Genomic DNA, 22912 nt, shown 5'->3' on the forward strand with positions numbered 1-22912 from the left:
GCGCCGGTGACGCCGCTGCGCCGTTTGCCGCATGAAAAACCCCGCATCAGCGGGGTCGGTAAAACGTAAAAATGATCAGGCTGTGGCCGGGCGCACCGCCGTGTTGGGCACTTCGGTCACGATGCGCTGCATAAGGAATTTGGGCAGGCCGATCCACATGTCGAACAGGGCCACGCCCATCTCCAGCATGGCGATCGGGCACGAGAGCGCACCGCCGATGAGCACGAACCAGGCGAAGTCGGGGTTCTGCTTGGTGAGGAACCAGCCGGAAAAATCGAGCAGCATGGCGATGAACGGCGTGATGACCGAAATGGCCTTGATCTGGCTGTGCACCCTTGTTTGCAAAAACAGCCAGCCGGCCACCCAGAAAATCAGCCCCAGCATGGTCAGGTGCACCATACCGGTCATCAGCATCGAGTTGTACGACATGCCGGTGTCGACCTTGGCCACCGCCTTCACGTCTTCATACGAAGCCAGCGGCGGGTTGTGCAGCTGCTTGCTCATGGCCACGCTATGGCACATCAGGCAGTGTTGCGCGAGGATGGGCTTGATCTCGGTCTCGTAGCCGGCCTTGGTCTGCCCGCCGACCACCCAGGTGTCGATGGTCTTCTGCAGTTGCGGCCACTGCTCTTTCGGCACGCCCGCGTTGGTGAGCATGGTGGGCAGCACGGTTTGCAGCTTGCTGCTGTCGCGGTTGCCGTAGTACGAAATCTGGATGTCCTTGAGGGTCACCCCAGTCTTGCCGTCCAGCCCGGCGTGGGTGACGTAGAGATAGGCTTCGGCACAAAGCAAGCCGATGCAGACCAGAAAAATGAAGCCGGTATGCAGCAGTTTTTCCGGCACGGTGAGCAGATGAAGGGAACGCATAGGTAAGGCTTTCTCGCAAGGTGTCAGCGGTTGTGAACGCGCTTGTGTTTTAACTTTTGTCAAAAATGCGGGGTTATCCTAGTGCGTAAAAACCCTTAAGTGCAATGCCTGAGTTGCACGAAGGGACACAGGCAACGTTCTGTTTCTATTGAGCGCCCCCAGGGTCGGCTTGCCGACCCGCCCCCCGTGGGGGGTCAAGAAAACTTGGGGCGGCCCTGCGTTTTTTTGAGAGATTTACCCCGTGCAGTATGGTGACGAGTTGCGCGCCATTACGCTTTGTCTGCTTTGCCGCTTCATCCGTACGCGTATTCCAGAGGCCTTGCTCTTCATGGCCAGTGCGCGCTGCCCCGCTATTCTTGTTCCCTATGCATGCTCGTTACCGCCCCGCTGCGATTTGGCGACTCACACGAAAAGAACTTCGCAGATCGTGGCTGAATTACGGCGTGCTCTGGGTGGGGGCGATCCTGGTGGGGTTGGCAGCGGTGCAGTTCGCCAATTGGACCAACGATGTGCTGGCGATTTTTCTCGGCTGGATCGACGGCCGGGCGTGGCTGGCCCTGCTCATCACCCCGGCGTTGACCGGCGGCGCGGTATGGATGACCCGCAAATGGTTCAGCGGCAGTGAGGGCAGCGGCATTCCGCAGGTGATTGCGGCGCTGCATGGCCAGCCAGACCCGACCCGCATCCGCCGCCTGTTCGGTCTGCGCATCTTGATCGGCAAGATCGGTCTCGGGCTGCTGGGCATGCTCGGCGGCCTAACGCTGGGCCGCGAGGGGCCGACGGTGCATATCGGCGCGTCCATCATGATCGAGATGCGGCGGTTTTATCCCCGCGTCTCGCTGCGCATGGAGCGCCTGTTGCTGCTCGCGGGCTCGGCGGCGGGTCTGTCGGGCGCGTTCAACACCCCGCTGGCCGGGATTCTGTTTGCCATCGAGGAGCTCACCCGCAGCTTCGAGGTGCGAACCAACGGCGTGCTCATCACCAGCATCGTGTTCTCCGGCCTGGTCTCTTTGGCGCTGGCGGGCAACTATCTGTATTTCGGCCAGATCACCGCGCCGGACATTTTTCCGCTGGCCTTCGTCTTGCCGGTGGTCATCGCCGCGGTGGTCTGCGGTCTGGCCGGGGCGGCGTTCAATCTGGCCTTGCTCAAACAGGTGCGATGGATTCCTGCGAAGGTGCTGGCTTGGCGCGAGCGTTCGCCGCTGGCGTGGGGCGCGGGGCTGGGCCTGCTAGTGGCCATCATCGGCATCGCCTCGGCCGGGCAGACCTGGGGCAGCGGCTACGAGCAGGCGCGGCATTTGCTGATGAATCACGGCGAGCAGGTGAGCTGGTATTACCCGCTGGTGAAGTGGCTCACCATGGTGCTGTCCTACATTACCGGCCTGCCCGGCGGGCTGTTCTCGCCCTCGCTGTCGATCGGCGCAGGGTTCGGGCAGTGGGTCAGCCAGTGGTTCGGGCAGTATCCGCGGTCGGCCTTGGTGGCCATTTGCATGGTGGGTTATCTTGCAGCGGTGACGCAGTCGCCGCTGACTTCGTTTGTTATCGTGATGGAAATGATCAACGGCGGCGGGTTGGTGATTCCGCTCATGGCCACGGCGCTGATCAGTAGCCGGGTGGCGAATTTGTTCACCCCGCCGCTGTATGAGGCGCTGGCCGAGCAGAAGTACTTTGCGCCCTTGGGGGATGCGTCGCAGCGCAAGGCGCAGCCCGAGGCGCAAGCCGCCGAACCGGTTGCCGTGACGGTGGATGAAAAGCCGCGTTGATGACGCGCTGATCCCGGCTTTGAACCGGGTTTAATGGGTAGAGAGGAGTGCCCCCAGACCTGCCGCGAAGCGTCAGGCCCCCCGAGGGGGGATGAGAAAACTTGGGGCGGCCCGGCGTTTTCTCATGAGCCCTCATGTTTGAACTACGACGACAAGGAGACTTCCCATGGCAACACATCCTGCAACGCCCGCAGCCCCGCCAGCCGAAGCGGTCTATCGCCGCATCGGCTGGCGCATCATTCCCTTCCTGATCTTGTGCTATTTCGTCGCCTATCTCGACCGGGTGAACATTGGCTTCGCCCAGTTGCAGATGAAGGGCGACCTCGGGTTTTCCGATGCGGTGTACGGGCTCGGCGCGGGCATCTTTTTTCTCGGCTATTTTTTGTTCGAGGTGCCGAGCAACCTCATTCTTCACCGGGTTGGCGCGCGGGTGTGGATCGCCCGCATCATGATCACCTGGGGGCTGATTTCCGCGCTCACGCTGTTCGTCACCACGCCGACGCAGTTCTATGTGATGCGGTTTCTGCTCGGCGTGGCCGAGGCCGGGTTCTTTCCGGGCATCATCCTCTATCTCACTTATTGGTATCCGGCGGCGCGGCGCAGCCAGATGACCGCCTGGTTCATGAGCGCGGTGCCGCTGTCCGGCTTGATCGGCGGGCCGGTGTCGGGCTGGATCTTGCATCACTTCCACGGCCATCACGGCTGGGCCGGGTGGCAGTGGTTGTTCGTGCTTGAAGGCCTGCCGGCCGTGGTGCTGGGCATCGTCACCCTGTTCTATCTCGACAATGGCATCAAGCATGCCAAGTGGCTGAACGCGGACGAGAAAAACGCGCTGCAGCACGCGCTCGACCAGGAGGCGCAGACCAAGCCGGCGCACTCGGCGCTGCAGGGCATGGCCGATCCGCGCGTGTGGCTGATGGCGCTGATCTACTTCTCCGTGGTCATCGGCCTGTACGGCCTGAGCTTCTGGCTGCCGCTGCTGATCAAGTCCACCGGCGTGACCGATCCGCTGACCATCGGCTGGCTTGTCGCGCTGCCTTACGGCGTGTCGGTGGTGGCGATGATTCTGGTGGGCCGCAGCTCGGACAAACGCCATGAGCGCCGCTGGCACGTGGCCATTCCCGCGCTGATCGGCGCCGTGGGCCTGGCGCTCTCCACGTTGTGGAGCACCGACACCACGCTGGCGATGGTGGCGCTGACGCTGGCGACCGTGGGCATCATGGTGGTGCTGCCGCTGTTCTGGGCGCTGCCCAACGCCTTCCTCGCGGGCACCGCGGCGGCGGCAGGCATTGCGCTGATCAACGCGCTGGGCAATCTGGCCGGGTTCTTCGGCCCGTCCATCATCGGTTGGGTGAAGCAGACCACGCAGAGCACCAACGGCGGCATTCTGGTGCTCGCCGCCTTCATGGTGCTGTGCGCCGTGCTGGTACTGCTCACGCCGAAACTGCAAAAATAAAAAAGCGCGCGCGAACCAGTCAGATTCGCGCGCGCCTTGCTGCAGCTCTCGGCCGCAAGACGGTCAGAGTTCGACTTGCAGCCGGGTGGTGTTCTTCACCTCGTCGATCACGGCGAACGAGCGGGTTTCACGCACGGCGGGCAGGTTGGCGATGACGTTGGCCACAAACGTCTTGTAGGCCGCCATATCGGCCACGCGCACCTTGAGCAGATAGTCGAAATTGCCGGCCACCATATGGCATTCGAGAATTTCCGGGCGCACCTTGATGGCGGACTGGAATTTCTCGAAGCTGTCGGCCACCGAGCGGTCTAGCTGCACTTCGACGAACACCATCAGCCCCGCGCCGAGCAGGTTGGGGTTGAGCCGACCTTCGTAGCCGAGAATGAAGCCGTCACGCGTGAGCCGCTTGACGCGCTCCAGCACGGCGGTGGGCGAAAGATTGACCAGTTGGGCCAGACGCAGATTGGCAATGCGGCCATCTTCCTGCAGCAGATCGAGCAGGCGACGGTCGATGCGGTCGATGCCGCCAATTTTTTCAGACATGGCGAGCCTCCGCGGTGGGGGTGGGAGACTGCAAGCAGGGCAGTAGAGAGTTCATCATGGCCTCGGTGTGAACGGTTGTATTAGTAGAGGTTTGAAATTTAGCGCATCAGTGTCATGCGGGTCGAAGTCTAGCGACAATTGCCTGACAATCACTCCGGTTTATAGAGGGCAACACCCGTAAACAGTGCTTCATTGCCGGGGAATCGGCGCCATTTCCGGATTGACGCGCAACTTGATTTTATACACCGCTAATACGAACTGTTCACTGGCCCCCGAGCCGTCAGGTTGACGGGTTTGGCCCGGGGCTCAAAACATTCACGGTTTGAGATAGTTGTGCGCCACCCGTCCCAGACCCAGGGTGAGGTCGGTGATGATGTGAACACCCGAAACCACTTCGAGCACCGGCAGCGATGCCAGCGGAGCCAGCGCGTGGGCGTGCAGCTCCAGCGCAGCGGGGCCTTCCCAGGCGCCTTTCACCACCATGTCCTCCAGGTCGTACTGCACCAGCTCGCAGATGCGCGGGGTGCAGTCCACATCGGGAATGATCTTGAGCAGGAAGTTGGGCTGCTGCAGCGAGGCCAGCACTTTGGCGGTATCGAGCGCGCGGTGTTTGTAGCCCATGGTGCCGGTGGCAATGCGCACCGGGCCATAGTCGAGCGTGCCCAGCAGGGTGTCGGCGACCACGCTGAGATGCGGCTTGGCGAGCTTTTTCGGAAAGCCCCAGATCTCGCGCCCACCGGCAATCGGCGCTTCGTCGTCGAGATACATCGCAATCTGATAGGTGGCGGGCTTGCCCTTGTAGAGCACGGGTACGACCTGGCCGGATTCGGTGTACGCACCAAAACCAGTGGAGTCGGGCATGTGGATGAACTCGAACTTCACCAGATCGCCCGCGGGCTCCAGCGGCTCGGGAATCATGGCGCGCAGCACCTTGGGATCGGTACGGTAGGTCACCACGAAAAACTCGCGGTCGATGAAACGATAAGGGCCGGGCGGGTAGGCGGGGCTGGTGAGGGGCATGGAAAAGGCGGATTTGGCAACGTCGGCGGCTTTCATGAGGTGTCCTTTGGTCAGGGCTGCGGGATGTCGTTCTGAAATTGGGCGCGCCCGATCTCACCGGGCCCGTCTTACTGTCAGTGTGAAGACGAGGTCATCGGTTCCGCGCAAGGCGGTTTGCTTCAGCCTCGGTTCAGTTGCCCGCATAATGAACCTGATCAGCTGAAACCACCACCTCATGTCCAGACTCTTGATTGCATTGATCTTTGCGGCCCCGGCGCTTGCCGGTTGCGGTGTCGTGGCCGCGCCCTGCCGCATCGCATCGGCGGGCCTGAAAATGGTGCCCGTCGTCGGCCATGTGGCCGCAGCGCCGACCGATGTCTGCGCCGACGTGATCGACCCGTGACGGAGGTGTCATGCCCTCATTGATTGCCGCGCTCGATCAAGGTACGTCCAGCTCGCGCACCCTCATCGTCGATGCGCAGGGCCGGGTGCTGGCCAGCGCGCAGCGCGAGTTCACCCAGCACTACTCGCAACCCGGCTGGGTGGAACATGACCCGCTGGACATCTGGGCCACGCAAAGCGCCACCCTCACCGAAGCTCTGGCCCGCGCCGCAGCGAAGCTGAGCGATCTCGCCGCCATCGGCATCACCAACCAGCGCGAAACCGTGGTGCTGTGGGAGCGTGCCACCGGCAGGCCGCTGGCCAACGCCATCGTCTGGCAAGACCGGCGCACTGCGGGCATCTGCGCCCAGCTCGCGGCGGACGGCCACGCGCCCGAACTGCAAGCGCGCACCGGCCTGTTGCCCGACGCCTATTTCTCGGCCACCAAGCTGGCCTGGCTGCTCGACCACATTCCCGGCGCTCGCGCCCGCGCTGAACGTGGCGAGCTCGCCGCAGGCACCATCGACAGCTGGCTGGTGTGGAACCTGAGCGGCGGCGTGACCCACCTCACCGATGTCAGCAATGCCAGCCGCACCCTGCTGTGCAATCTCCACACCGGCGACTGGGACGACGAGTTGCTGGCGCTGCTGCGCGTGCCCCGCGCCGTGCTGCCTGCCATCGTGCCCAACTGTGGCGCGCTAGCCGTGGCACGTCTGGGCGGTCTGAACATTCCCATCACCGGCATGGCCGGCGACCAGCAGGCCGCGCTGTTTGGCCAGGCCTGTCTGCAGCCCGGCATGGCGAAAAACACCTACGGCACCGGCTGCTTCGCACTGCAGCACACCGGCACGCAGGCGGTGCGCTCACAACAGCGCCTGCTGACCACCATTGCCTGGAAGCTCGGCGACGATCAGCCCTTGCATTACGCTCTGGAAGGCGGCGTGTTCATCGCCGGGGCCGCGGTGCAATGGTTGCGCGACGGCCTCGGCTTGGTGCACAGCGCGCAAGAAGCGCAGCAACTCGCCGACAGTGTGCCAGACAGCGGCGGCGTGCTGCTCGTGCCCGCCTTCACCGGCCTGGGCGCGCCGCACTGGGACGCACAGGCGCGCGGCCTGCTCATCGGCATCACCCGCGGTACCACGGCAGCGCAGGTCGCCCGCGCCACCATCGACAGCCTGGCTTATCAAAGCGCCGAGCTGTTCGCCGCCATGCAGGCCGACGTCGCCGCGCAGGGCGGGCCGCCGCTGACCGAACTACGGGTGGATGGCGGCGCGGCGGTAAACGACACGCTGATGCAGTTTCAGGCCGACCTGCTGGGCGTGCCCGTGGTGCGCCCCGTGCAGGCCGAGAGCACGGCGCTGGGCGCGGCCTATCTGGCCGGGCTGGGCGCAGGGCTGTGGCCGAACGCGGCTGCGCTGCCCGCGCTATGGCAGGAACAACGCCGATTCACCCCGCAAATGAGCACCGACGAGCGCAAGGCGCGCATGGCTCGCTGGCGTCGCGCGGTGGAGCGCGCCCGCGACTGGGCCGACGACTGATTTTTGCCTGCGGCGCAGATGTTGCGTTTGCTTTCACCTGAAGGGGTGAACCTGGGGAGACAATTTCACCCTAAACAGAGTCGAACCTGCCCGCCACGCGGCGGACGCACAGGAGAACCGCAATGGGTGAATTCAGTATTTGGCATTGGCTGATCGTGCTGCTGATCGTGATCATGATCTTCGGCACCAAGAAGCTCAAAAACATGGGCAGCGATTTGGGCGAAGCCGTTCGCGGCTTCAAACAAGGCATGAAAGAGACCGACGCCCCGGCGGAAAAAACCGCCGAAACCGACGCTGCGGCAACGGCGGCCACACCGCCGCCCCAGGTCACGGCTTCGGCCAAATCGCCACTGGGCACGCGCGCCGAGCAGGCCGAAGACATCGCCTTCAAGGCGAAGTAAAACGTCAGAGGGCGCAAACGAATCCGGCGTGGCTGAGCTGCGCCGCGCCTACCCCCGCGCGCTGCCCGCGACCATGTCGATGAGCATCAGGCGGCATTCGATCGTGCCGTTGAACAGCACGATGCGGCGTCGCGGTTTGAGGCGCAGCGCCTTGTCCCAATGCAGATCGGCGGCCAGTAGCGCCACATGCCAACCGGCGAAACGCTGCTTGAGGGTGCGGGCGAGTTGCGGGGCGAAGTCATCCGCGGCCTCGCCTTCTGGTGCAATGCGCTCGTTGTAAGGCGGGTTGCTGATGAGCCAGGCCGCTTGTCCGGCCGGCAGGGCGGCGGCGTCCACCGGGGGAACGGCCGCGATCACGTCGCCCGCTTGCGCGGCAATTGCGCCGTCCACCCCGGCGCGGCGGGCGTTGTCCAGCGTCATGCGCACATTCGCCGGGTCGATGTCGGCGGCGAAAAACTGGCCCGGCGTCAGCGGGCGCACGGCCTGCCGGGCCTGCTCACGCAGCGCGTTCCAGGCGTCCATGTCGAAACCTTGCAGGGCTTCGAAGCCGAAGCTGCGATCCAGCCCCGCCGCCCGGTTGGCCGCCATTTGCGCGGCCTCGATGACCAGCGTGCCCGAGCCGCACAGCGGGTCGAACAGCACGTCGTCCGGCGTCCAGCCCGAGAGCTTGAGCAGGCCGGCAGCCAGATGCTCTTTCAGCGGCGCCGCGCCGTGCTCGCTGCGCCAGCCGCGCTTGAACAGCGGCTCGCCGCTGGTGTCGAGGTAGAGCAGGGCGTCGGCCTCGCGCAGATGCAGGTGGATGCGCACATCGGGGTGCGCGGTGTCCACGTCCGGGCGCTCGCCCGTCAGCGCGCGAAAGCGGTCGCAGATGCCGTCTTTCACCCGCAGCGCGGCGAACTTGATGCTCGCAAGCGGGCTGTGCTCGGCGGTCACGTCCACGCGCAGCGCCTGGGTCACGTCGAACCATTTTTCCCAAGCCAGATCGCGCGCCAGGTGATAGATGTCTTCGGCGTCGGCATAGCTGCAACTGCCGCCCAGCAGCAACACCCGGCTGGGCAGGCGGCAGTGCAGGTTCAGCCGCATGGCATCCGTCAGGCTGCCTTGCACGGGCAGGCCGCCGGGCGTGGGCATACCCGCTCGCAGGGTGGGGCTGTGCTCGGCTAGCGCCTTCACTTCGTCGGCCAGTGCGGCCTCGACGCCGCGCGGGCAGGGCAGGAAAAAATCGAAGGCGTTGGGCGCCGCTGGCGGCTGTACGGCCGCGCTGCGCTTTTTGTAGACGGAGGAATAGGGCGATTGCATGCCGCCATCGTATGACCGATGGCAGCAAGACTCCCCCTCCCGGCCTCCCCCACTTCGTGGAGGAGGTGATTTCTGCTCCCTCCCCACTCGTGGGGAGGGTAGGGTGGGGAGCTTGCGGGCGTCGATCAAACCAGCATCATCAGCCCCGCGCCACCGTAAGCCAGCCCCAGCACGCCCGCTGCCAGCCAGGCCCACGCTTGCCAGCGCAGCTTGCCGCCGAGATCGTCATGCGGTTCGGTGGTGAGCAGAAACAAGCGGCGGTCTTTCGGCTTTTTCAGCACATGCGTTTGCGGCAGCGCGGCGCGTTCGCGGCGGTCGGCTTCCACGGCGGCGGCGGCCTGCTGGCGCAACTGCTCGAACTCGGCCATGCTCAGCTCGCCGTCCGCATTGGCGTCGAAGCTGCGGCGCTTTTGCGGGTCGGCTTTCCACGCGGCGATGCGCTCTCGCACTTCCTCGTGGGCCGAGGCCTGCAGCGGCGAAAGGCTGGCAAACCAGCCCAGGGCATAGAGCGTCTGGCCCGGCAGGATGAGATGCTCGGTGTAACGATGGTCGCTGTCGCCCGTCATCAGCACCTCGCTCGTGCCGGGAATGAGTTGCGCGGCGGCGCCCGTCCAGGTGTTGCGAGAGCGGGCGCGCACCTCGGCGCCCTCGGGATCGACGATGCAGCGGCCTGTGTCGTCATCGAGCCAGAACTGGGTCGTGCTCTTGCCCTGCTCCTGCACCGACCAACTATTTTTGTTGTCGTCGTCGCGTTTTTCGATTTTGTAGCGATACCAGCAGCACGGCGTGCGGGTGATGGGCGAAAACAGCGGCGCGTCGGGCGGCAGCGCCCGGCCGATCAGCTCCACATAGCCCTGCGCCGCCGAACGGATGCGCGCCGTGGGCATGTCCTCCATCACCCGGCGGCGGCGCTGCAAGCGGAAAAACTGCACCAGCCCAACCGCGCCCAAAGCCAGCGCCATGAACAGCACCTGCGGCGCCGCGCCGCTGGGCGACAAGCCGCTCAACATCGGACGGCAACCCGATCAACTGCCTGAGAGAGGGTTTTCACGACGCGGCGAACAAGCCCTTGAGATCGACATCGGCCCGCTCGCCCGAGGCCACCTTGAACAGCTCCGCCGGGCCGAAGGCCAGCAGCCGCGCCACGATCACATCGGGAAACTGCTCGATGCGCACATTGTTCGCATTCACCGCCGCGTTGTAGAACTCGCGCCGGTCGGCAATGCTTTCCTCCAGCCCGCTGATCCGCGCCTGCAAATGCTGGAAGGTCTCGTTGGTTTTCAGGTCGGGGTAAGCCTCGGCCACCGCGAACAAAGCCCCCAGACCGCTGCGCATCGCCCCCTCGGCGCGGCCCAGGCTGCGCACATTGCCCGCCTCACGCGCCTCCTGCACCTGAGAGCGCGCACGCACCACGCGCTCCAGCGTCTCCTGCTCGAAATGCATCGACTGCTTGCAAACCTCCACCAGCTTGGGCAACTCGTCGTGACGTTGCTTGAGCAGTACATCGATATTCGCCCAGGCCTGCGAGATCGCATGCTTGAGATTCACCAGATTGTTGTAAATCATCACGCCGTAAAACAGCAGCGCGACGAGCAGAACGATGACGACGAGGGTGACGATCATGAGCGACTCCTGAGCGGGCCGGGAAAATGACAACGTGACAAGACAAAACGCAACTCAATGTTGCCAAGTTTACGTTTTGTGCATGACGCCCGGCCGAGGAGTGCGTTCAGCGCGTACTGGCGGCTTGCTGTTCCGCCTCGGCCTGTGCGCCCTGGGAGAAAACCACCTCCTCATAAATCGCCGCCACCGGCAGCGATAGCCCCACGCTGTCCAGCGTCGCCATCTCGCCCTCGGTGTAGGGGTAGAGCACCCAGCGGCCCTCGGCATTGCGGCGAAAAACGTCCACCGCGACGCGCTCCGAGTCGATCAGCACATACTCTTGCAAGGTCGCCATGTGCCGGTACTGCGCAAACTTCTGGCCCAGATCGTAGGCAGCCGTGGACGGCGACAGCACCTCAACCACCAGCAGCGCCTCGCGCTTGAACAGCGGCGACTGCGCGTCCGCCGCCGAGCAGGTGACGAACACATCGGGGTAGAAAAACGCCTGCGCTGCGTCAATGCGCAGCTTCATGTCGGCAATAAATGCCCGGCACGGCCCGCCGCGTAGATGTGCGCGCAGCGCGGCGAATACGTTGCCAGAGATGGTGACATCCGCATCGCTGGCCCCGGCCACGGCAAACACCTCGCCCGCGAGGTACTCGTGCTTGTCGGGCTGCTGCATTTCCCAGGCGAGAAAATCGTCGGCGGAAAAAACCGGCTTTTCCGGCGCACTCATGGCGTGGGCTCCGTGGCGATAACGCCGCAAGAATACTTCTGCCGCGCCATGTCGAATGACAGCAGGCCGCCGCGCTCAATCAAATGACGGATCACTCCTCCCGCTGCCGCGAACGCGCTCGCCGCCGCAGCGCCTTGTTGCTCTTGCGATGCGCCCCCGCCTTGCGCTGCAGCGCAGGCGCCACCAGCGGGTTGCGCGGTGTGGAGGCGGGAAGTTTGAGCGTTTGCGCCCGAGCGCGTTTGCGCGAGAGTTTCATGGCTTGGCGCGATGGCGCTTATCGGGTTCTGTCGAGGAGGAGGGGTGAATACGCAAAGGCCCTAAACTGACGCAGGCCGCTGATACAGGCCGACCAGGGAGGATGACTCATGACGCCACAACCTGCACATCAAGGCGGCTGCACCGTCGAAGAATATCTTGCGCTCGAAGAAACCAGCATCGAGCGGCATGAGCTCATTCATGGCGAAATCTACGCCATGGCCAGGGGCACGGCGGCCCATGCCAGCGTTTGCCTCAACATAGCGAGTGCGCTCAAAAGCCACCTGCGCGGCACGCCCTGCCAGAGTTTCATGGCCGAAATGCGGCTGAATGTGCAGGCCAGCGAGGCCTATTTTTACCCCGATGTCTTCGTCACCTGCGGCGCAGAGCAACGCGCTGCAGCAGGCCAAAACCGATGCCGTCCTGGTGGTGGAAGTGCTCTCGCCCTCCACAGCCGCCTTCGATCGCGGCGCCAAATTCGCACATTACCGCCTGCTTCCCAGCCTGACGGAATACCTCATCATCGACCTCGAAACCCGCACCGCCGACCACTACCGCAAGGCCGAAAACAACACCTGGGTACTGCATCCCTGCAGCGGAAACGACATCGTCGAACTCACCAGCACCGGCCTCAAACTGCCGCTGGATACGGTGATTTTTGAAGATGTTGACAATGCGGATACGGATAGCGCGGATAGGGGGCCGGCTCTCAAGGAAACGACGAGCCGCCCCAAGTTTCCTTGAGAGCGCCCCAGACCAGCCGCTGCGCGTCAGAACCCCAAGGGGCATGAGAAAACTCGGGGCGGCCCGGCGTCTTCTTATGCGTCAACTAGATCTGACCGCATTCTCGGTGGGCGATCATTGCTCAAAGAATCGCCAGTGCCGCCTGTCCATCCACTACCGCATCGGCCACCAGTTTTCTGTCAAAGCTGGCAAGTTTTCCGCTGTGATGCCGCGCGAGCGCGAGCAAGTAGCTGTCGGTGATCTGGGTGTGGCTGAGCAAGCGGTCTGTCAATATCAACTCCGGGTTCAACAAACTGATGTCGTCTGGCCAGAAATGGTGACCTGGCAGGGCCCGCAACGCCTGCAACACGACAGCCACAGTCGCAGGTGTGCCTGGTGTGTTGGGATAACGCGGGTGGCCGACGATCCGCAACAAACCGTTTTCCGTTAGCGGGCAGGTGGCCCAGCTTGCGCTGCCTGTCTCAGCGAACCAATGGTGCGCGGCGTCATGCTGCACATGTGCAGGGTCGATCAGCGCGATGAGCACATTCACATCGAGCAAGAAGGTGGTCATGACAACTCATCGCGCAGTTGATTGACGAGTTCCAAAGTCACCGGCTTTGCATCGGGTTGGCTGGCGAGCAGCGGCACGCCATTGCGCTCAGCCAGTGCTGGCTCACGCCGCAGCGCCTGCCGCGCTAGAGCCGATAACACTTCGCCCACGCTTTTATGTTGCCTGGCCGCCAAATGACGGGCCGCGTTGAGCACATCATCATCGATTGAAACAGTGGTTCTCATGGTGTTATCCCCCAGCATCAAGCATCAAGCATCAAGCACCGTGCATCATAGTCTGAAATTTTGCCTGAGAACCAATGAGCGCAGCAACACATGGGCATGCGGCCGCACTCCGGGCGTGAACAGGGTTCCCTCTGGGTACAAAAAACCCGCCTCGCGGCGGGTTTCGGGGTGAAGACGGAGGAAGGGGTGCTACGAAGCTAGACCTGACCCCATTCTTCTCGCTACGAAAGTAAGCCAAAGTCGGCTGCGCTTGGCGCACGAGGCATTTACGGATTTGGCGCGGTATGAGGGGCAGATTGGGCCGCGTTTGTTGGCGTTGCCAGAAAAGTCCCGCTCTTCATTCCCGCCTGGGCCAAACCAGAGGCATAAAGCGCCAAATCGAATCCGAATAATGTTTTTGATGGATCAATAGTAACGACTGTGCCGTCGGTATTTTTGTCCCAGGGTCGCAGAACATTGGCCACTTTAGACTGGATGCCGTACTGCGGCGATGCACGAAACTGCTGGAATGTCGGCTTAAATCGTTTGGGATGCAACTGAGTCATATGCGCCACATCGTGTCGGATGGCCTCGCACTGCGACGGCCCGAGCGCACAGGCTTTGGCAAATGTCTGCGCGGCCAGGGCCGGTTGGTTATTTAATGCGTACAACATGCCAAGATTGGTTATGAAATATGAATTCGGCATCGCCAGCACCACTCGCTCGCCAAGCGTTATTTTATCTTTCAGCATGAAATCATCCACACCCAAACCATAAAAATTCAATGCCTCGGTATAAAGGGAAAATCCGGGGCTGAAAAACAGTTTTGATAGTTCTGTATTGAATTGTTCGCGATGGGTTTGGTAATTCTTGAAACCATAAACATAGTCATACAATTTAGCGATTTCGTAATAGCGAACCCCGGCCCATCCCAGAAAAGCAATCATCAATACAGGCACTAATCCAAGCACTATTTTTATGCTACGCGATATTTTCAAATGGATTGCAGTAGAGTCCATTGCACCCCAAAGCAATGCTGTTGGAATTAGAAAATAGGTGTGCCACAAAGGATATTCGGTCATACTGTAACCGGCGATCATCAGCAGAATTCCAAGGCTGGCGATCTGCCACGCGGGCCAGCGGGAGATACCTGCGGCGAATAACCTGCGCACAATGCCTGTAAAACTAATGGCGGCTGGAACGATGAGTGCCAGCAGGCCAACTATGCCCAGTTCGGCGCCGATTTGTGCAAACAGATTATGCGCATTGGTTGAATAAAGCGGTGCGCTGTTCTGCAGCGCCAATTTATATTCCCAGCCTCCGAAACTGCCGAAGCCGCCGCCAAAAAACGGGTGTGCACAAAACTCGGCCCAGGCCACCTGCAGCATGCCCAGGCGCTGACCTACTCCCCGGTCCACTAGGCGCTGCGTGCCAGGGGGGAACAATTGGCCCAGACCAAAGGCATCATAGACAAGCCATTGAAGGGCAAGATAGCCCAGGGCGAACACCACAATACCCGCAGCGAGGCCGCGCAACCTCTTGTCTGGGGCTGCCCACATCAGACCAACGGCGGCACCCGCCGTTAAGGTGAAGGCCAGTCCGATACGACTTTGGGTCAGCGCAACAGCGCTGAGCAACAAAATCGCCACTCCAGAGGCCAGCACTCTTTTCCAAACTAGGCCAGGCAAACCTTGCCGGGTGAAAAACCCCAGCGCCACCAAGCCGAAGGCCAGCACCAAGGCAGCCTCGTTGCGTTGTGCCAGATTGCCAAACGGCGCTGCCAAAACCGACCTAGGGAACAGCCAAAGCGTTTGGTAAGCCGGGTAGAAAATCTGCAGCCAGCAGATGACTGCAGTGCCCACGGCGCTTACTGCAAAGGCTGACATGAGCGCAACCGACAGCGTTTGCGCCCTTTTGGCCTGTGCCAGAGCATGCCCCATCCATGCGGCCATCGCGGCAGTCGCCAGGGTGCCGATGGGCCAAATCATCATATCGGCCATGCTGTGCGGATGAATCGCCACGCCTGCTGTGATGACCAGCGCGAGTAACCCAGCAGTCAGCCAGGTCCAGGGCAACTGCCAGTCTCCTTTTAGCGCGCCGGATAACAGAATGATGACAGCGGCCAGCCATAGCGAGATGGCGATTGCGCTCTGCTGATAAAAACTGGAGATCGGGGCAAAATGTTGTGCGCTGAGAATGGCCAGGATGAAGCCAATGGCAATCGAGCCCAGGGCCATATAGACACCCATGCTTTTGAGAGACTGATTTTCCATTGACATGATTTCGTTTCTCGGTATAGAGGGCGCTGCGACGCGAAAAAAAACAAAAACCCGCCTTGCGGCGGGTTAGGTTCTGTTTAGAGCGATTAGTTGCTCGTGCAGGAGCTGGGCAGATACTTTTGCGGCAGTTTTGAAGTGCAGGTCCAGGTTATCGAGCCTGCGCCACCTGTGCCGGTCAGCACAAGGGGTTGAGTCAAGGCCGTATTGGCTTTGAAGGGGGGTGTGCTACTAAACGCCGCAGTGATGGTGCCAGAGCTGGCGTTAACTTGAGCAATAGTCACGCTCGATACATAATTCCCTTTGATGTCGTTGGCAGCTGCGACACCGGCAGTGCTATTGTTCGTCGGAAAACTGCCGCTGTTGGTGAAATACTCCGACACGGCAGTCTTGGCGCCGTCAGCCAGAGACAGACCTTCCGTCACCTGGGCGCGAATGGTGTAGTCTTGATACGCCGGAATGGCGATCGCCGCCAAAATACCGATAATCGCAACAACGATCATCAATTCGATCAGCGTGAAGCCTTGTTGCAGTTGCTTTTTCATCTGAAACTCCTGAGATTGGAAAGTAAGAAAATCAATAACGGTTGGGCAAAAAAATCACCACAGCCTGGGGCGGAACTAAATCTGGAGATGCTTCGTGCCCCAGACTGCGGTGGACTGACATCACCCCCCGATGGGCATGACAGATAGAGCACATGCCGTGCCAGCCATTTTGTGTCTTGCTCTCCTCGTTTTTCGTGAACTGGTTCACGAAATCCGGCGAATCGGCTCTCTCAGCCGCCGACAATCCTTGCCGGGCCTGCCAATTTTTGTCAGGTGAGGCGATAATTGGCGATGCCCGCAGGCACGCAGGCTGCCGCGAGTGGCGATTCGGCATAGGTCAGATTGCTGACGCTGCTGGAAACCAAGTGGGTGTTGCGCGGCGGGGCCAAAGTGGGCAGGCCGGAGGTCGTCGGGCTCTTTAAAAGACTGCTGGAATGCGCCGACCTGCTGATTGAAATCGAGGATGGGTGGATCGCTGCGTGCGCAACCCCCTCCCGGCCTCCCCCACGGTGTGGAGGAGGCGCAAACACGCCCTCTCCACTTGTGGGGAGGGTTGAGGAGGGGAAGGTTTTTACGCGGAGGCCCAGATGCCCTGGAGACTCAAATTCGCACCCGTCAGCAGCCGCGTCGAGGTGAAGCCTCTCGCATCATGGACAGTCTGGGTTTAACTGCACGAAGTCGGCAGATAGACGCGAGGAACGCCGTTGGCGTTTGGTGTGCCACCGGGCGCGGTGGTGCAAACCCAGCTCAGCGCGCCCTGCGAGCCGGTGCCTGCGAGGTAGAGGGTTTTGCCGCTGAGGTTGGCATTGGCATGGTTGCCGTAGGTGATGGTGACCAGCCCGGCTGATGCGTTGCCTGATACGGCGATGCTGCTGACATAGTTGCCGGAGATGGTGGCTGGGTTGGTCAACCCGGCAGAGGCATTGGAATTGGGAAAGACGCCGTGCTGCGCGTAGTAGTCCCACATGGCATTTTTCGCCCCCCCCGCCAGCACCAGCCCCTCGGAGACTTGGGCGCGCATGGTGTAGTTTTGATAGGCGGGAATGGCGATGGCCGCCAGGATGCCGATGATGGCGACGACGATCATCAGCTCGATGAGGGTGAAGCCGCGTTGGGTGTTGGGGCGCATGGCTTGGGTTTTTCAGTGTGCAGAATGGCGGATTTGTAAACAATCTCGATTCTGACTTTGCAAACCGCAGGCCAGCGCACCGCGCTTTGATGAGGGGCCGATTGTGTGAAATGCTTCACAGTTTTTGCGGCAAGTCCGTGTGGAACGGTGACGGTTTGTGCCGCAACCCGGCAGGTTTTGTCAGCCTGGCGCTTGCGATTGACATTTTTTGCGCGCAGCAGCGCTTTCCGGCTCGCCGCCCGGCTATTCGATGTCGGCGTAAATCTCGGACAGGGGAAGGTCCAGCTCAAGGCAGTCGAGGCGCAGTACGCCTTCGACGACGCGATCATGCGCCCAGCCTTGGGGCGTGCGGTGGTAGCGGTCGATGCACAGGGCGTCCTGATCGACCAGCACATATTCCTGCAGGCTGGGAAGCAGGCCGTAAGCGAGGCGCTTTTCCCGGCGGTCGATGCGTTCGGTGCCCTTGGAGAGCACTTCGATGATGAGGCAGGGGCGGGTGCAGTAGAGGTTGTGCCGATCTTCCGGATCGCAGGTGAGGACGAGGTCGGGGTAGTAGAAGAAGGTTTCTCCTTCATGCTCAACACGCACCTTCATATCGGCGATGAAAAGCTGGCAACGGCGGGCGCGAGCCTGTGCGCCCAGGGCTAAGGCAAGTGCGGCGGCGATCAGGCCGTGCTTGCGACTTGCCCCGCCCATGGCGACGACCTGGCCGTCGAGGTATTCGTGCTTGATGTCAGTGAGCTGTTCGCCTTCAAGGTAGTCTTCAACGCTGGCGGCGAGCTTGAGCGCGGGTATGGGGGGCATGGTGATGTCCTGTACCTTTAGGGAAGACCATCGTATTCTGCACGAGTTGAGGGGAATTGACTTCAGGCGGAAACTCCCCAGAAAACGCCGGGTCGCCTCCCTTAGGGAGAGTCGGGCAAATCCTGCCTATGGGGCTACTCAGAGGACACTGCCATGCAACTCATCGACACCATCGTGACCGAAGCCGCCGCGCTCACCGCGCTGCGGCGTGATCTGCACGCGCATCCCGAACTGTGCTTTGAGGAGCAGCGCACGTCTGACGTGGTGGCGGCGCGGCTGGCGGCCTGGGGCGTGAAGGTGCATCGCGGCCTGGGCAAGACCGGGGTGGTGGGGGTGATCCACGGCCGCGACGCGGGGAGGAATGGCCGCATGATCGGCCTGCGCGCCGACTTCGACGCCCTGCCGGTGACCGAGTTCAACACCTTCGCCCACGCCAGCCAGCACCCCGGCAAGATGCACGCCTGCGGCCACGACGGCCACACCGCCATGCTGCTGGCGGCAGCGCAATTCCTGGCCCGCACGCGCGATTTCGACGGCACGGTGGTGTGCATCTTCCAGCCGGCCGAAGAGGGCGGCGGCGGCGCGCGCGAGATGATCAAGGACGGCCTGTTCGAGCGCTTTGCGGTGCAGGCGGTGTTTGGCATGCACAACTGGCCGGGCATTCCGGCGGGGCACTTCGCGGTGAAGGCCGGGCCGGTGATGGCGTCGAGCAATGAGTTTCACATCCGGCTCACAGGCAAGGGGGCGCATGCGGCCATGCCGCATCTGGGCATCGACCCGGTGCCCGCCGCCTGCCAGATGGTGCAGGCGTTTCAGACCATCGTCACCCGCAACCGCGCCCCGCTGGACCCGGCGGTCATTTCGGTGACGATGATTCATACGGGCGAGGCGACCAATGTGATTCCCGAATTCGCCGAAATTCAGGGCACGGCGCGCACCTTTACCCCCGAGACGCTCGACCTGATCGAGGCCCGCATGCGCGACATCGCCACCCACACCGCAGCGGCGTTCGGCGTGGGCTGCGAGTTCGCGTTCAAGCGCAACTATCCGCCGACGGTCAATCACGCGGCCGAAGCCGAGTTTGCCCAGCGGGTGATGGTGGAAATGGTGGGCGCGGAGGCGGTGCACGAGTTTGTGCCGTCGATGGGGGCGGAGGATTTTTCCTTCATGTTGCAGGAGAAGCCGGGCGCTTATCTCATCATTGGCAATGGCGACGGCGACCACCGCGTGCCCGGCCACGGCGAAGGGCCGTGCACTCTGCACAACCCGAATTACGACTTCAACGACGACCTCATTCCGCTGGGCGGCAGCTTCTGGGTGCGACTGGCGCAGGCGTGGTTGAAAACCGGGGGCGTGCCGGGGAACAATCGGTACTGACCGGGCCTAGGAGAGCGTGATGGCAGCGAACTTGCAAGATTTTGCACCGCGAATGAGCGTGCAGGAGTATCTGGACACCGAGCCGCTTTCGGAGGTGAAGCGCGAATACCTCGATGGCATGGTGGTGGCGATGGCGGGGGCGAGCGACCGGCATGGGCTGATTGTGACCGCGCTGGGGATTGCACTGGGGCCGCTGGCGCGCAAGGCGGGCTGCCAGTTGTTCATCGCCGACATGAAGGTGCGGGTGCAGGCGTTGCGGGGCACTTATTTCTATTACCCGGATTTGGTGCTGAGCTGCGAGGCGCAAGACCGCGAGTCGCCGTATTACCGCCGCCAGCCCTGCCTGGTGGTGGAGGTGACGTCGCCCAGCACCGAGCGCATCGATCGGCGGGAAAAACTGTTCGCCTACCAGCAGGCGCCGGGGCTGCGGGAATACTTGATCGTGGACAGCGCGAGCGCGACGGTGGATCGCTATCACCGCGCCCTTGGCGAACCGGGCGAGGAGTGGGACTGCACCCGCTGCACCGCAGGCGCGCTGCGGTTGGACTGCCTGAATGCCGATCTGGCGCTGGCTGATATTTACGCCGATGTGCCAGAACTGGCGGCAGCCGTCTCGGCAGTCGCTGCGGAAAAATCGACCCCGGCGTAGAGATCGGCCAGCGAGAAAATGAACGAACGCTCGGCGGCGATGCAGGTGAGTTGGGCGTCGAGCCCGCTGGCTTCATGCAGCGTCCACGAGCCGTCGGCGTTGCGGCTGAAGGCTTCGACGTGAGGCTGGCCCTGCGCGACGAAAAGCACGGTCTGCAAACTGGGCAATAGGCGGTAGGCGGCGAATTTGTCGCCGCGGTCGTGGCCTTCGGTCGAGGGCGAAAGCACCTCGACGATGAGCCGCGCGTCTTGTTGCACGGTACGCCGCTCGGCGTCTGCTGCCGAGCAGGTGACGAACACATCGGGATAGAAGCTGGCGTCTGCGGCTTCGACTTGCAGTTTGACGTCGGCCATATACACCCGGCAAGGCGTGCCGTGGGTTTGGCTACGCAGGGCGATATAGGCGTTGCCCGAAAGCGTGTTGTGCACGGTGCTGCCACCGGCCATGGCGAAGACTTCGCCGCCGATGTATTCGTGGCGCTCGGTCTGGGTTTCTTCCCAGGCGAGATAGTCTTCAAAGGTGAAATGAGCTCGGGACAGCACGGCGGACATGGCGTTTCCTTGGTGAGCGTGACCAGTATGAGCGTGAGAAGTTTACGGCGCAGACCCTTCGGTCGCGCAGGTCTTGACGATCTGCCCGCCTAGTTGCCCTGACACTTTTTCCAGCGCACCGAGTTGCTCGGGCGTGAGCGCCGGCAGGCGCAGTACGGTGCGGCTCAGTCCGGCATTGCGCTGCACTACCTTGGCGCCCTGTACGCCTTGCTTGCGCACGATCTGCAACTGCTGCTGCGCCGCGGCTTCGTTGGCAAACACGCCCAGCGAAATGCCGGGCTCGTAGCGTGGGCGGTCGGTCACCGGGGCGAAGACCTTGACCTTGCCTTGCTGGGTGATTTCGTCGAGCGCGGCGCGCATGGCGGTTTGGCTGGGATAGGGGCCGAGCAGCACCATCCATTGCGCGGGCACAGGCGTGTTGAGGACTGTGGGCTTGAGCCCGACCTGCGCCAGTGCGGACTGCGCCTGCGCGAGCGCCTCGGCTTCGAGCGCGCCGTAGGGGCCGATCTGTCGGCAGACGGCATTGGCGGTACGGGCGGGCTCGGCGCTGGCCGGGGCGGACGCGTCGATCGGGGCGGACGGCAGGCTGGACGGAATGGCAGGTGCGGAAGGCGTGGGCTGCGGCGGGATGGCGGGCGTGGCGGAGGCGCTGGCCAACGGGGTGATCTGCACCTGCTCGGGGTGGATTTGCAGCGCCAGGCGCTGCGGCTCGCGCTGCGTCACTGGCCCGAGCCCGACCCCCGTCATCCAGCCCTGCGACCAGGCGAAAAACACGAGGTTGACGAGCAGCAGGGCAAGGAGCAGGGTGCGCATGGGTCAGTGGGATTCAGGGCGTTCGGGAGGACGTTATGGAGGGCGTTCGGCCCCGTCATTTTGCCGCGTCCGCCATACCTGCGGCGTGCAGGCGCAGCGACACGTCGGCGCTGAGCACGCGGCGTTCACCCTCGGGCGTGCTCACGCGCAGCGCGCCATCGGCGGCTATGCCCAGCGCGACGCCGGAAAACAGCGTTTGCCCATGATCGAGCACCGCAACCGTCTGGCCGCTCCAGGCGTGCAGCGCGTTCCAATGGGCGAGCGCCTCGCTCACGCCGCGCGGGCCTTGCTGCAGGCCGTCGAGCAAGGCGGGGGCGAGGGCGGCGAGTAGCTGGCCCCGCGAGAGGTCGAGCCCGGCGACGTTCAGTCCCGTCGCCTGCGGCTGATCGGCCGGGGCGCGCAGGTTGAGGCCGAAGCCGATGACGGCCCAGCGCGCCTGCGGCGTGTCGGCCATTTCCACCAGAATGCCGCCCAACTTGCGCCAGCCACTGGAGGCGTCCGCCGCGGGCAGGAGCAGATCGTTGGGCCACTTCAGGCGCACTTGCGCAGCGCCGAGCGCGTGAAGCGCCTGCGCCAGCCAGACGCCCACGGCCAGACTCAGCGGGCCCGGTTCACGCTTGCGCGGATCGGGCCAGGCCAGCGAGCACAGCACGCTGCTTTGCGCATCGTCGGCCCAGGGGCGGCCCTGACGCCCGCGGCCCGCGGTTTGCTGGCCGGTGGCGAGCAGCGTCGGCCCGTCGAGCCGCCCGGCTCGCGCCTCGGCCAGCAGATCGGCATTGGTCGAGCTGGTGCGGGGGGTCCAGCGCGCGGTGCAGGCGGGGTGGCTGACGGCAAGCTGGGTGCGCAGCGGGGTAAGGGGGTCGGAGCTGGCCGCTCTCCCCTCCCCAACCCTCCCCACAAGTGGAGAGGGAGTGAACGCGCATTTCTCCTCCCCCTCTTGCTGGGGGAGGTTGGGAGGGGGGGATTGGCCTGCGCGTTGTTCAACCGCAGATTGAATCGTCAGCAACACGCCCGCGATATTGGCCAGCACATCGTTATTCCAGAAGCGCAAAACCTCATAGCCTTTTTGCCGAAAAAACGCATCGCGTAGCGCATCGTGGGGGCATTCGTTGTGCTGTCCGCCGTCGAGTTCCACAACCAGGCGTGCAGCAGCGCAGGTGAAGTCGGCGATGTAGGGGCCAATGGGCACTTGGCGGCGAAATTTGCTGCCCAATTGCCCATTGCGCACACGGCTCCAAAGCAGGCGTTCCGCGTCGGTCATGTCGCGCCGTAATTGGCGTGCGCGGAGGGTGAGGAGATGGATCACAACCAGCACCCCTCCCCAGCCCTCCCCACAAGTGGAGAGGGAGCAAACACCCCTCCTCCACGCAGTGGGGGAGGTCGGGAGGGGCGGCCTACAGCCCGCGCAGCGCAGTTCTCACCTCCCCC

General features: G+C 63.0%; 25 protein-coding genes and 1 pseudogene. 9 read left to right on the forward strand and 17 right to left on the reverse strand.

What is annotated here, in order from left to right; all coding sequences use genetic code 11:
• Positions 1-75: 75 nt before the first annotated feature.
• On the reverse strand, positions 76-867 hold the full coding sequence (locus tag THI_RS03295) for an Aq_1264-related membrane protein (RefSeq protein WP_013104803.1): 792 nt from the start codon (positions 865-867) through the stop codon (positions 76-78).
• 365 nt (positions 868-1232) lie between these two features.
• Here THI_RS03295 and THI_RS03300 point away from each other — a divergent pair, with 365 nt between their 5' ends.
• The gene (locus THI_RS03300; protein ID WP_013104804.1) at positions 1233-2630 is read left to right on the forward strand and encodes a chloride channel protein; all 1398 of its coding nucleotides are present in this window, start codon (positions 1233-1235) and stop codon (positions 2628-2630) included.
• A 166-nt stretch (positions 2631-2796) separates the two neighbouring features.
• Positions 2797-4086 (forward strand): MFS transporter, encoded by a 1290-nt coding sequence (locus tag THI_RS03305; protein WP_013104805.1) that lies wholly within the window; start codon positions 2797-2799, stop codon positions 4084-4086.
• 63 nt (positions 4087-4149) lie between these two features.
• Here the strand turns inward: THI_RS03305 and THI_RS03310 are convergent, their stop codons facing one another.
• Positions 4150-4629 (reverse strand): Lrp/AsnC ligand binding domain-containing protein, encoded by a 480-nt coding sequence (locus THI_RS03310; RefSeq protein ID WP_013104806.1) that lies wholly within the window; start codon positions 4627-4629, stop codon positions 4150-4152.
• Positions 4630-4944: 315 nt separating this feature from the next.
• The gene (locus THI_RS03315) at positions 4945-5685 is read right to left on the reverse strand and encodes an acetoacetate decarboxylase (protein WP_013104807.1); all 741 of its coding nucleotides are present in this window, start codon (positions 5683-5685) and stop codon (positions 4945-4947) included.
• Between the two features lie 178 nt (positions 5686-5863).
• Here THI_RS03315 and THI_RS19120 point away from each other — a divergent pair, with 178 nt between their 5' ends.
• The 3 genes from THI_RS19120 (at position 5864) to tatA (ending at position 7948) form a co-directional block, all read left to right on the forward strand.
• Positions 5864-6031 (forward strand): DUF6726 family protein, encoded by a 168-nt coding sequence (locus THI_RS19120; RefSeq protein ID WP_013122315.1) that lies wholly within the window; start codon positions 5864-5866, stop codon positions 6029-6031.
• Between the two features lie 10 nt (positions 6032-6041).
• Positions 6042-7547, forward strand: coding sequence for a glycerol kinase GlpK (gene glpK, locus THI_RS03320; RefSeq protein ID WP_013104808.1), 1506 nt, complete (start codon positions 6042-6044; stop codon positions 7545-7547).
• A gap of 122 nt (positions 7548-7669) precedes the next feature.
• Entirely contained in the window at positions 7670-7948 is a 279-nt protein-coding gene (tatA, locus tag THI_RS03325; RefSeq protein ID WP_013104809.1) for a Sec-independent protein translocase subunit TatA, read from the forward strand.
• A gap of 48 nt (positions 7949-7996) precedes the next feature.
• On the opposite strand, the gene THI_RS03330 is transcribed toward tatA, so the two are convergent.
• From THI_RS03330 to THI_RS19125, 5 genes are all read right to left on the reverse strand, one after another.
• On the reverse strand, positions 7997-9247 hold the full coding sequence (locus THI_RS03330; protein ID WP_013104810.1) for a THUMP domain-containing class I SAM-dependent RNA methyltransferase: 1251 nt from the start codon (positions 9245-9247) through the stop codon (positions 7997-7999).
• Between the two features lie 125 nt (positions 9248-9372).
• On the reverse strand, positions 9373-10257 hold the full coding sequence (locus THI_RS03335; RefSeq protein ID WP_013104811.1) for a GIDE domain-containing protein: 885 nt from the start codon (positions 10255-10257) through the stop codon (positions 9373-9375).
• A gap of 37 nt (positions 10258-10294) precedes the next feature.
• Positions 10295-10870 carry a LemA family protein gene (locus THI_RS03340; protein ID WP_013104812.1) on the reverse strand — a complete coding sequence of 192 codons (576 nt, stop codon included), beginning with the start codon at positions 10868-10870 and terminating at the stop codon, positions 10295-10297.
• 106 nt (positions 10871-10976) lie between these two features.
• Positions 10977-11585 (reverse strand): Uma2 family endonuclease, encoded by a 609-nt coding sequence (locus THI_RS03345; RefSeq protein ID WP_013104813.1) that lies wholly within the window; start codon positions 11583-11585, stop codon positions 10977-10979.
• A 91-nt stretch (positions 11586-11676) separates the two neighbouring features.
• Entirely contained in the window at positions 11677-11841 is a 165-nt protein-coding gene (locus tag THI_RS19125; RefSeq protein ID WP_167319288.1) for a hypothetical protein, read from the reverse strand.
• Between the two features lie 109 nt (positions 11842-11950).
• Here THI_RS19125 and THI_RS19580 point away from each other — a divergent pair.
• Together THI_RS19580 and THI_RS19475 are read left to right on the forward strand one after the other, a co-directional pair.
• A pseudogene (locus tag THI_RS19580) lies at positions 11951-12178 on the forward strand (Uma2 family endonuclease); the annotation flags it as partial.
• A 25-nt stretch (positions 12179-12203) separates the two neighbouring features.
• Positions 12204-12584 carry a Uma2 family endonuclease gene (locus THI_RS19475; protein ID WP_013104814.1) on the forward strand — a complete coding sequence of 127 codons (381 nt, stop codon included), beginning with the start codon at positions 12204-12206 and terminating at the stop codon, positions 12582-12584.
• A gap of 121 nt (positions 12585-12705) precedes the next feature.
• Here the strand turns inward: THI_RS19475 and THI_RS03355 are convergent, their stop codons facing one another.
• The 6 genes from THI_RS03355 to THI_RS03380 form a co-directional block, all read right to left on the reverse strand.
• Complete coding sequence (locus tag THI_RS03355) at positions 12706-13137, reverse strand: TA system VapC family ribonuclease toxin (RefSeq protein WP_013104815.1); 432 nt, start codon at positions 13135-13137, stop codon at positions 12706-12708.
• Positions 13134-13361 (reverse strand): ribbon-helix-helix protein, CopG family, encoded by a 228-nt coding sequence (locus THI_RS03360; RefSeq protein ID WP_013104816.1) that lies wholly within the window; start codon positions 13359-13361, stop codon positions 13134-13136. The genes THI_RS03355 and THI_RS03360 overlap by 4 nt, the downstream gene beginning before the upstream one ends.
• Positions 13362-13627: 266 nt before the next feature.
• A complete protein-coding gene (locus THI_RS03365; RefSeq protein ID WP_041608893.1) occupies positions 13628-15619 on the reverse strand; it encodes a PglL family O-oligosaccharyltransferase in 1992 nt (663 codons plus the stop codon).
• 86 nt (positions 15620-15705) lie between these two features.
• Complete coding sequence (locus tag THI_RS03370; RefSeq protein WP_013104818.1) at positions 15706-16161, reverse strand: pilin; 456 nt, start codon at positions 16159-16161, stop codon at positions 15706-15708.
• Positions 16162-16825: 664 nt separating this feature from the next.
• The gene (locus THI_RS03375) at positions 16826-17290 is read right to left on the reverse strand and encodes a pilin (protein WP_013104820.1); all 465 of its coding nucleotides are present in this window, start codon (positions 17288-17290) and stop codon (positions 16826-16828) included.
• A 243-nt stretch (positions 17291-17533) separates the two neighbouring features.
• On the reverse strand, positions 17534-18094 hold the full coding sequence (locus tag THI_RS03380; RefSeq protein WP_013104821.1) for a Uma2 family endonuclease: 561 nt from the start codon (positions 18092-18094) through the stop codon (positions 17534-17536).
• Positions 18095-18247: 153 nt separating this feature from the next.
• Between THI_RS03380 and THI_RS03385 the strand changes: the two genes are divergently transcribed.
• The gene (locus THI_RS03385) at positions 18248-19471 is read left to right on the forward strand and encodes a M20 aminoacylase family protein (protein WP_013104822.1); all 1224 of its coding nucleotides are present in this window, start codon (positions 18248-18250) and stop codon (positions 19469-19471) included.
• 19 nt (positions 19472-19490) lie between these two features.
• A complete protein-coding gene (locus THI_RS03390; protein WP_013104823.1) occupies positions 19491-20120 on the forward strand; it encodes a Uma2 family endonuclease in 630 nt (209 codons plus the stop codon).
• Here the strand turns inward: THI_RS03390 and THI_RS03395 are convergent.
• Genes THI_RS03395 through THI_RS03405 form a run of 3 tightly spaced genes read right to left on the reverse strand, consistent with a single transcriptional unit; the run spans position 20051 to position 22799 of the window.
• Positions 20051-20671, reverse strand: coding sequence for a Uma2 family endonuclease (locus THI_RS03395; RefSeq protein WP_013104824.1), 621 nt, complete (start codon positions 20669-20671; stop codon positions 20051-20053). The genes THI_RS03390 and THI_RS03395 overlap by 70 nt on opposite strands.
• 42 nt (positions 20672-20713) lie before the next feature.
• Positions 20714-21484, reverse strand: coding sequence for an SPOR domain-containing protein (locus THI_RS03400; protein ID WP_013104825.1), 771 nt, complete (start codon positions 21482-21484; stop codon positions 20714-20716).
• 55 nt (positions 21485-21539) lie between these two features.
• Positions 21540-22799: a biotin--[acetyl-CoA-carboxylase] ligase gene (locus tag THI_RS03405; RefSeq protein WP_013104826.1), complete on the reverse strand. Its 1260-nt coding sequence runs from the start codon at positions 22797-22799 to the stop codon at positions 21540-21542.
• Positions 22800-22912 lie beyond the last annotated feature (113 nt).

The sequence above is a fragment of the Thiomonas arsenitoxydans genome, assembly GCF_000253115.1.
GTDB classification, from domain to species: domain Bacteria; phylum Pseudomonadota; class Gammaproteobacteria; order Burkholderiales; family Burkholderiaceae_C; genus Thiomonas; species Thiomonas arsenitoxydans.

Coding starts and splice junctions, on each gene's coding strand:
- THI_RS03295 (WP_013104803.1), bottom strand. CDS start 867: ATGCGTTCCCTTCATCTGCTCACCGTGCCGGAAAAACTGCTGCATACC.
- THI_RS03300 (WP_013104804.1), top strand. CDS start 1,233: ATGCATGCTCGTTACCGCCCCGCTGCGATTTGGCGACTCACACGAAAA.
- THI_RS03305 (WP_013104805.1), top strand. CDS start 2,797: ATGGCAACACATCCTGCAACGCCCGCAGCCCCGCCAGCCGAAGCGGTC.
- THI_RS03310 (WP_013104806.1), bottom strand. CDS start 4,629: ATGTCTGAAAAAATTGGCGGCATCGACCGCATCGACCGTCGCCTGCTC.
- THI_RS03315 (WP_013104807.1), bottom strand. CDS start 5,685: ATGAAAGCCGCCGACGTTGCCAAATCCGCCTTTTCCATGCCCCTCACC.
- THI_RS19120 (WP_013122315.1), top strand. CDS start 5,864: ATGTCCAGACTCTTGATTGCATTGATCTTTGCGGCCCCGGCGCTTGCC.
- glpK (WP_013104808.1), top strand. CDS start 6,042: ATGCCCTCATTGATTGCCGCGCTCGATCAAGGTACGTCCAGCTCGCGC.
- tatA (WP_013104809.1), top strand. CDS start 7,670: ATGGGTGAATTCAGTATTTGGCATTGGCTGATCGTGCTGCTGATCGTG.
- THI_RS03330 (WP_013104810.1), bottom strand. CDS start 9,247: ATGCAATCGCCCTATTCCTCCGTCTACAAAAAGCGCAGCGCGGCCGTA.
- THI_RS03335 (WP_013104811.1), bottom strand. CDS start 10,257: ATGTTGAGCGGCTTGTCGCCCAGCGGCGCGGCGCCGCAGGTGCTGTTC.
- THI_RS03340 (WP_013104812.1), bottom strand. CDS start 10,870: ATGATCGTCACCCTCGTCGTCATCGTTCTGCTCGTCGCGCTGCTGTTT.
- THI_RS03345 (WP_013104813.1), bottom strand. CDS start 11,585: ATGAGTGCGCCGGAAAAGCCGGTTTTTTCCGCCGACGATTTTCTCGCC.
- THI_RS19125 (WP_167319288.1), bottom strand. CDS start 11,841: ATGAAACTCTCGCGCAAACGCGCTCGGGCGCAAACGCTCAAACTTCCC.
- THI_RS19475 (WP_013104814.1), top strand. CDS start 12,204: ATGTCTTCGTCACCTGCGGCGCAGAGCAACGCGCTGCAGCAGGCCAAA.
- THI_RS03355 (WP_013104815.1), bottom strand. CDS start 13,137: ATGACCACCTTCTTGCTCGATGTGAATGTGCTCATCGCGCTGATCGAC.
- THI_RS03360 (WP_013104816.1), bottom strand. CDS start 13,361: ATGAGAACCACTGTTTCAATCGATGATGATGTGCTCAACGCGGCCCGT.
- THI_RS03365 (WP_041608893.1), bottom strand. CDS start 15,619: ATGTCAATGGAAAATCAGTCTCTCAAAAGCATGGGTGTCTATATGGCC.
- THI_RS03370 (WP_013104818.1), bottom strand. CDS start 16,161: ATGAAAAAGCAACTGCAACAAGGCTTCACGCTGATCGAATTGATGATC.
- THI_RS03375 (WP_013104820.1), bottom strand. CDS start 17,290: ATGCGCCCCAACACCCAACGCGGCTTCACCCTCATCGAGCTGATGATC.
- THI_RS03380 (WP_013104821.1), bottom strand. CDS start 18,094: ATGCCCCCCATACCCGCGCTCAAGCTCGCCGCCAGCGTTGAAGACTAC.
- THI_RS03385 (WP_013104822.1), top strand. CDS start 18,248: ATGCAACTCATCGACACCATCGTGACCGAAGCCGCCGCGCTCACCGCG.
- THI_RS03390 (WP_013104823.1), top strand. CDS start 19,491: ATGGCAGCGAACTTGCAAGATTTTGCACCGCGAATGAGCGTGCAGGAG.
- THI_RS03395 (WP_013104824.1), bottom strand. CDS start 20,671: ATGTCCGCCGTGCTGTCCCGAGCTCATTTCACCTTTGAAGACTATCTC.
- THI_RS03400 (WP_013104825.1), bottom strand. CDS start 21,484: ATGCGCACCCTGCTCCTTGCCCTGCTGCTCGTCAACCTCGTGTTTTTC.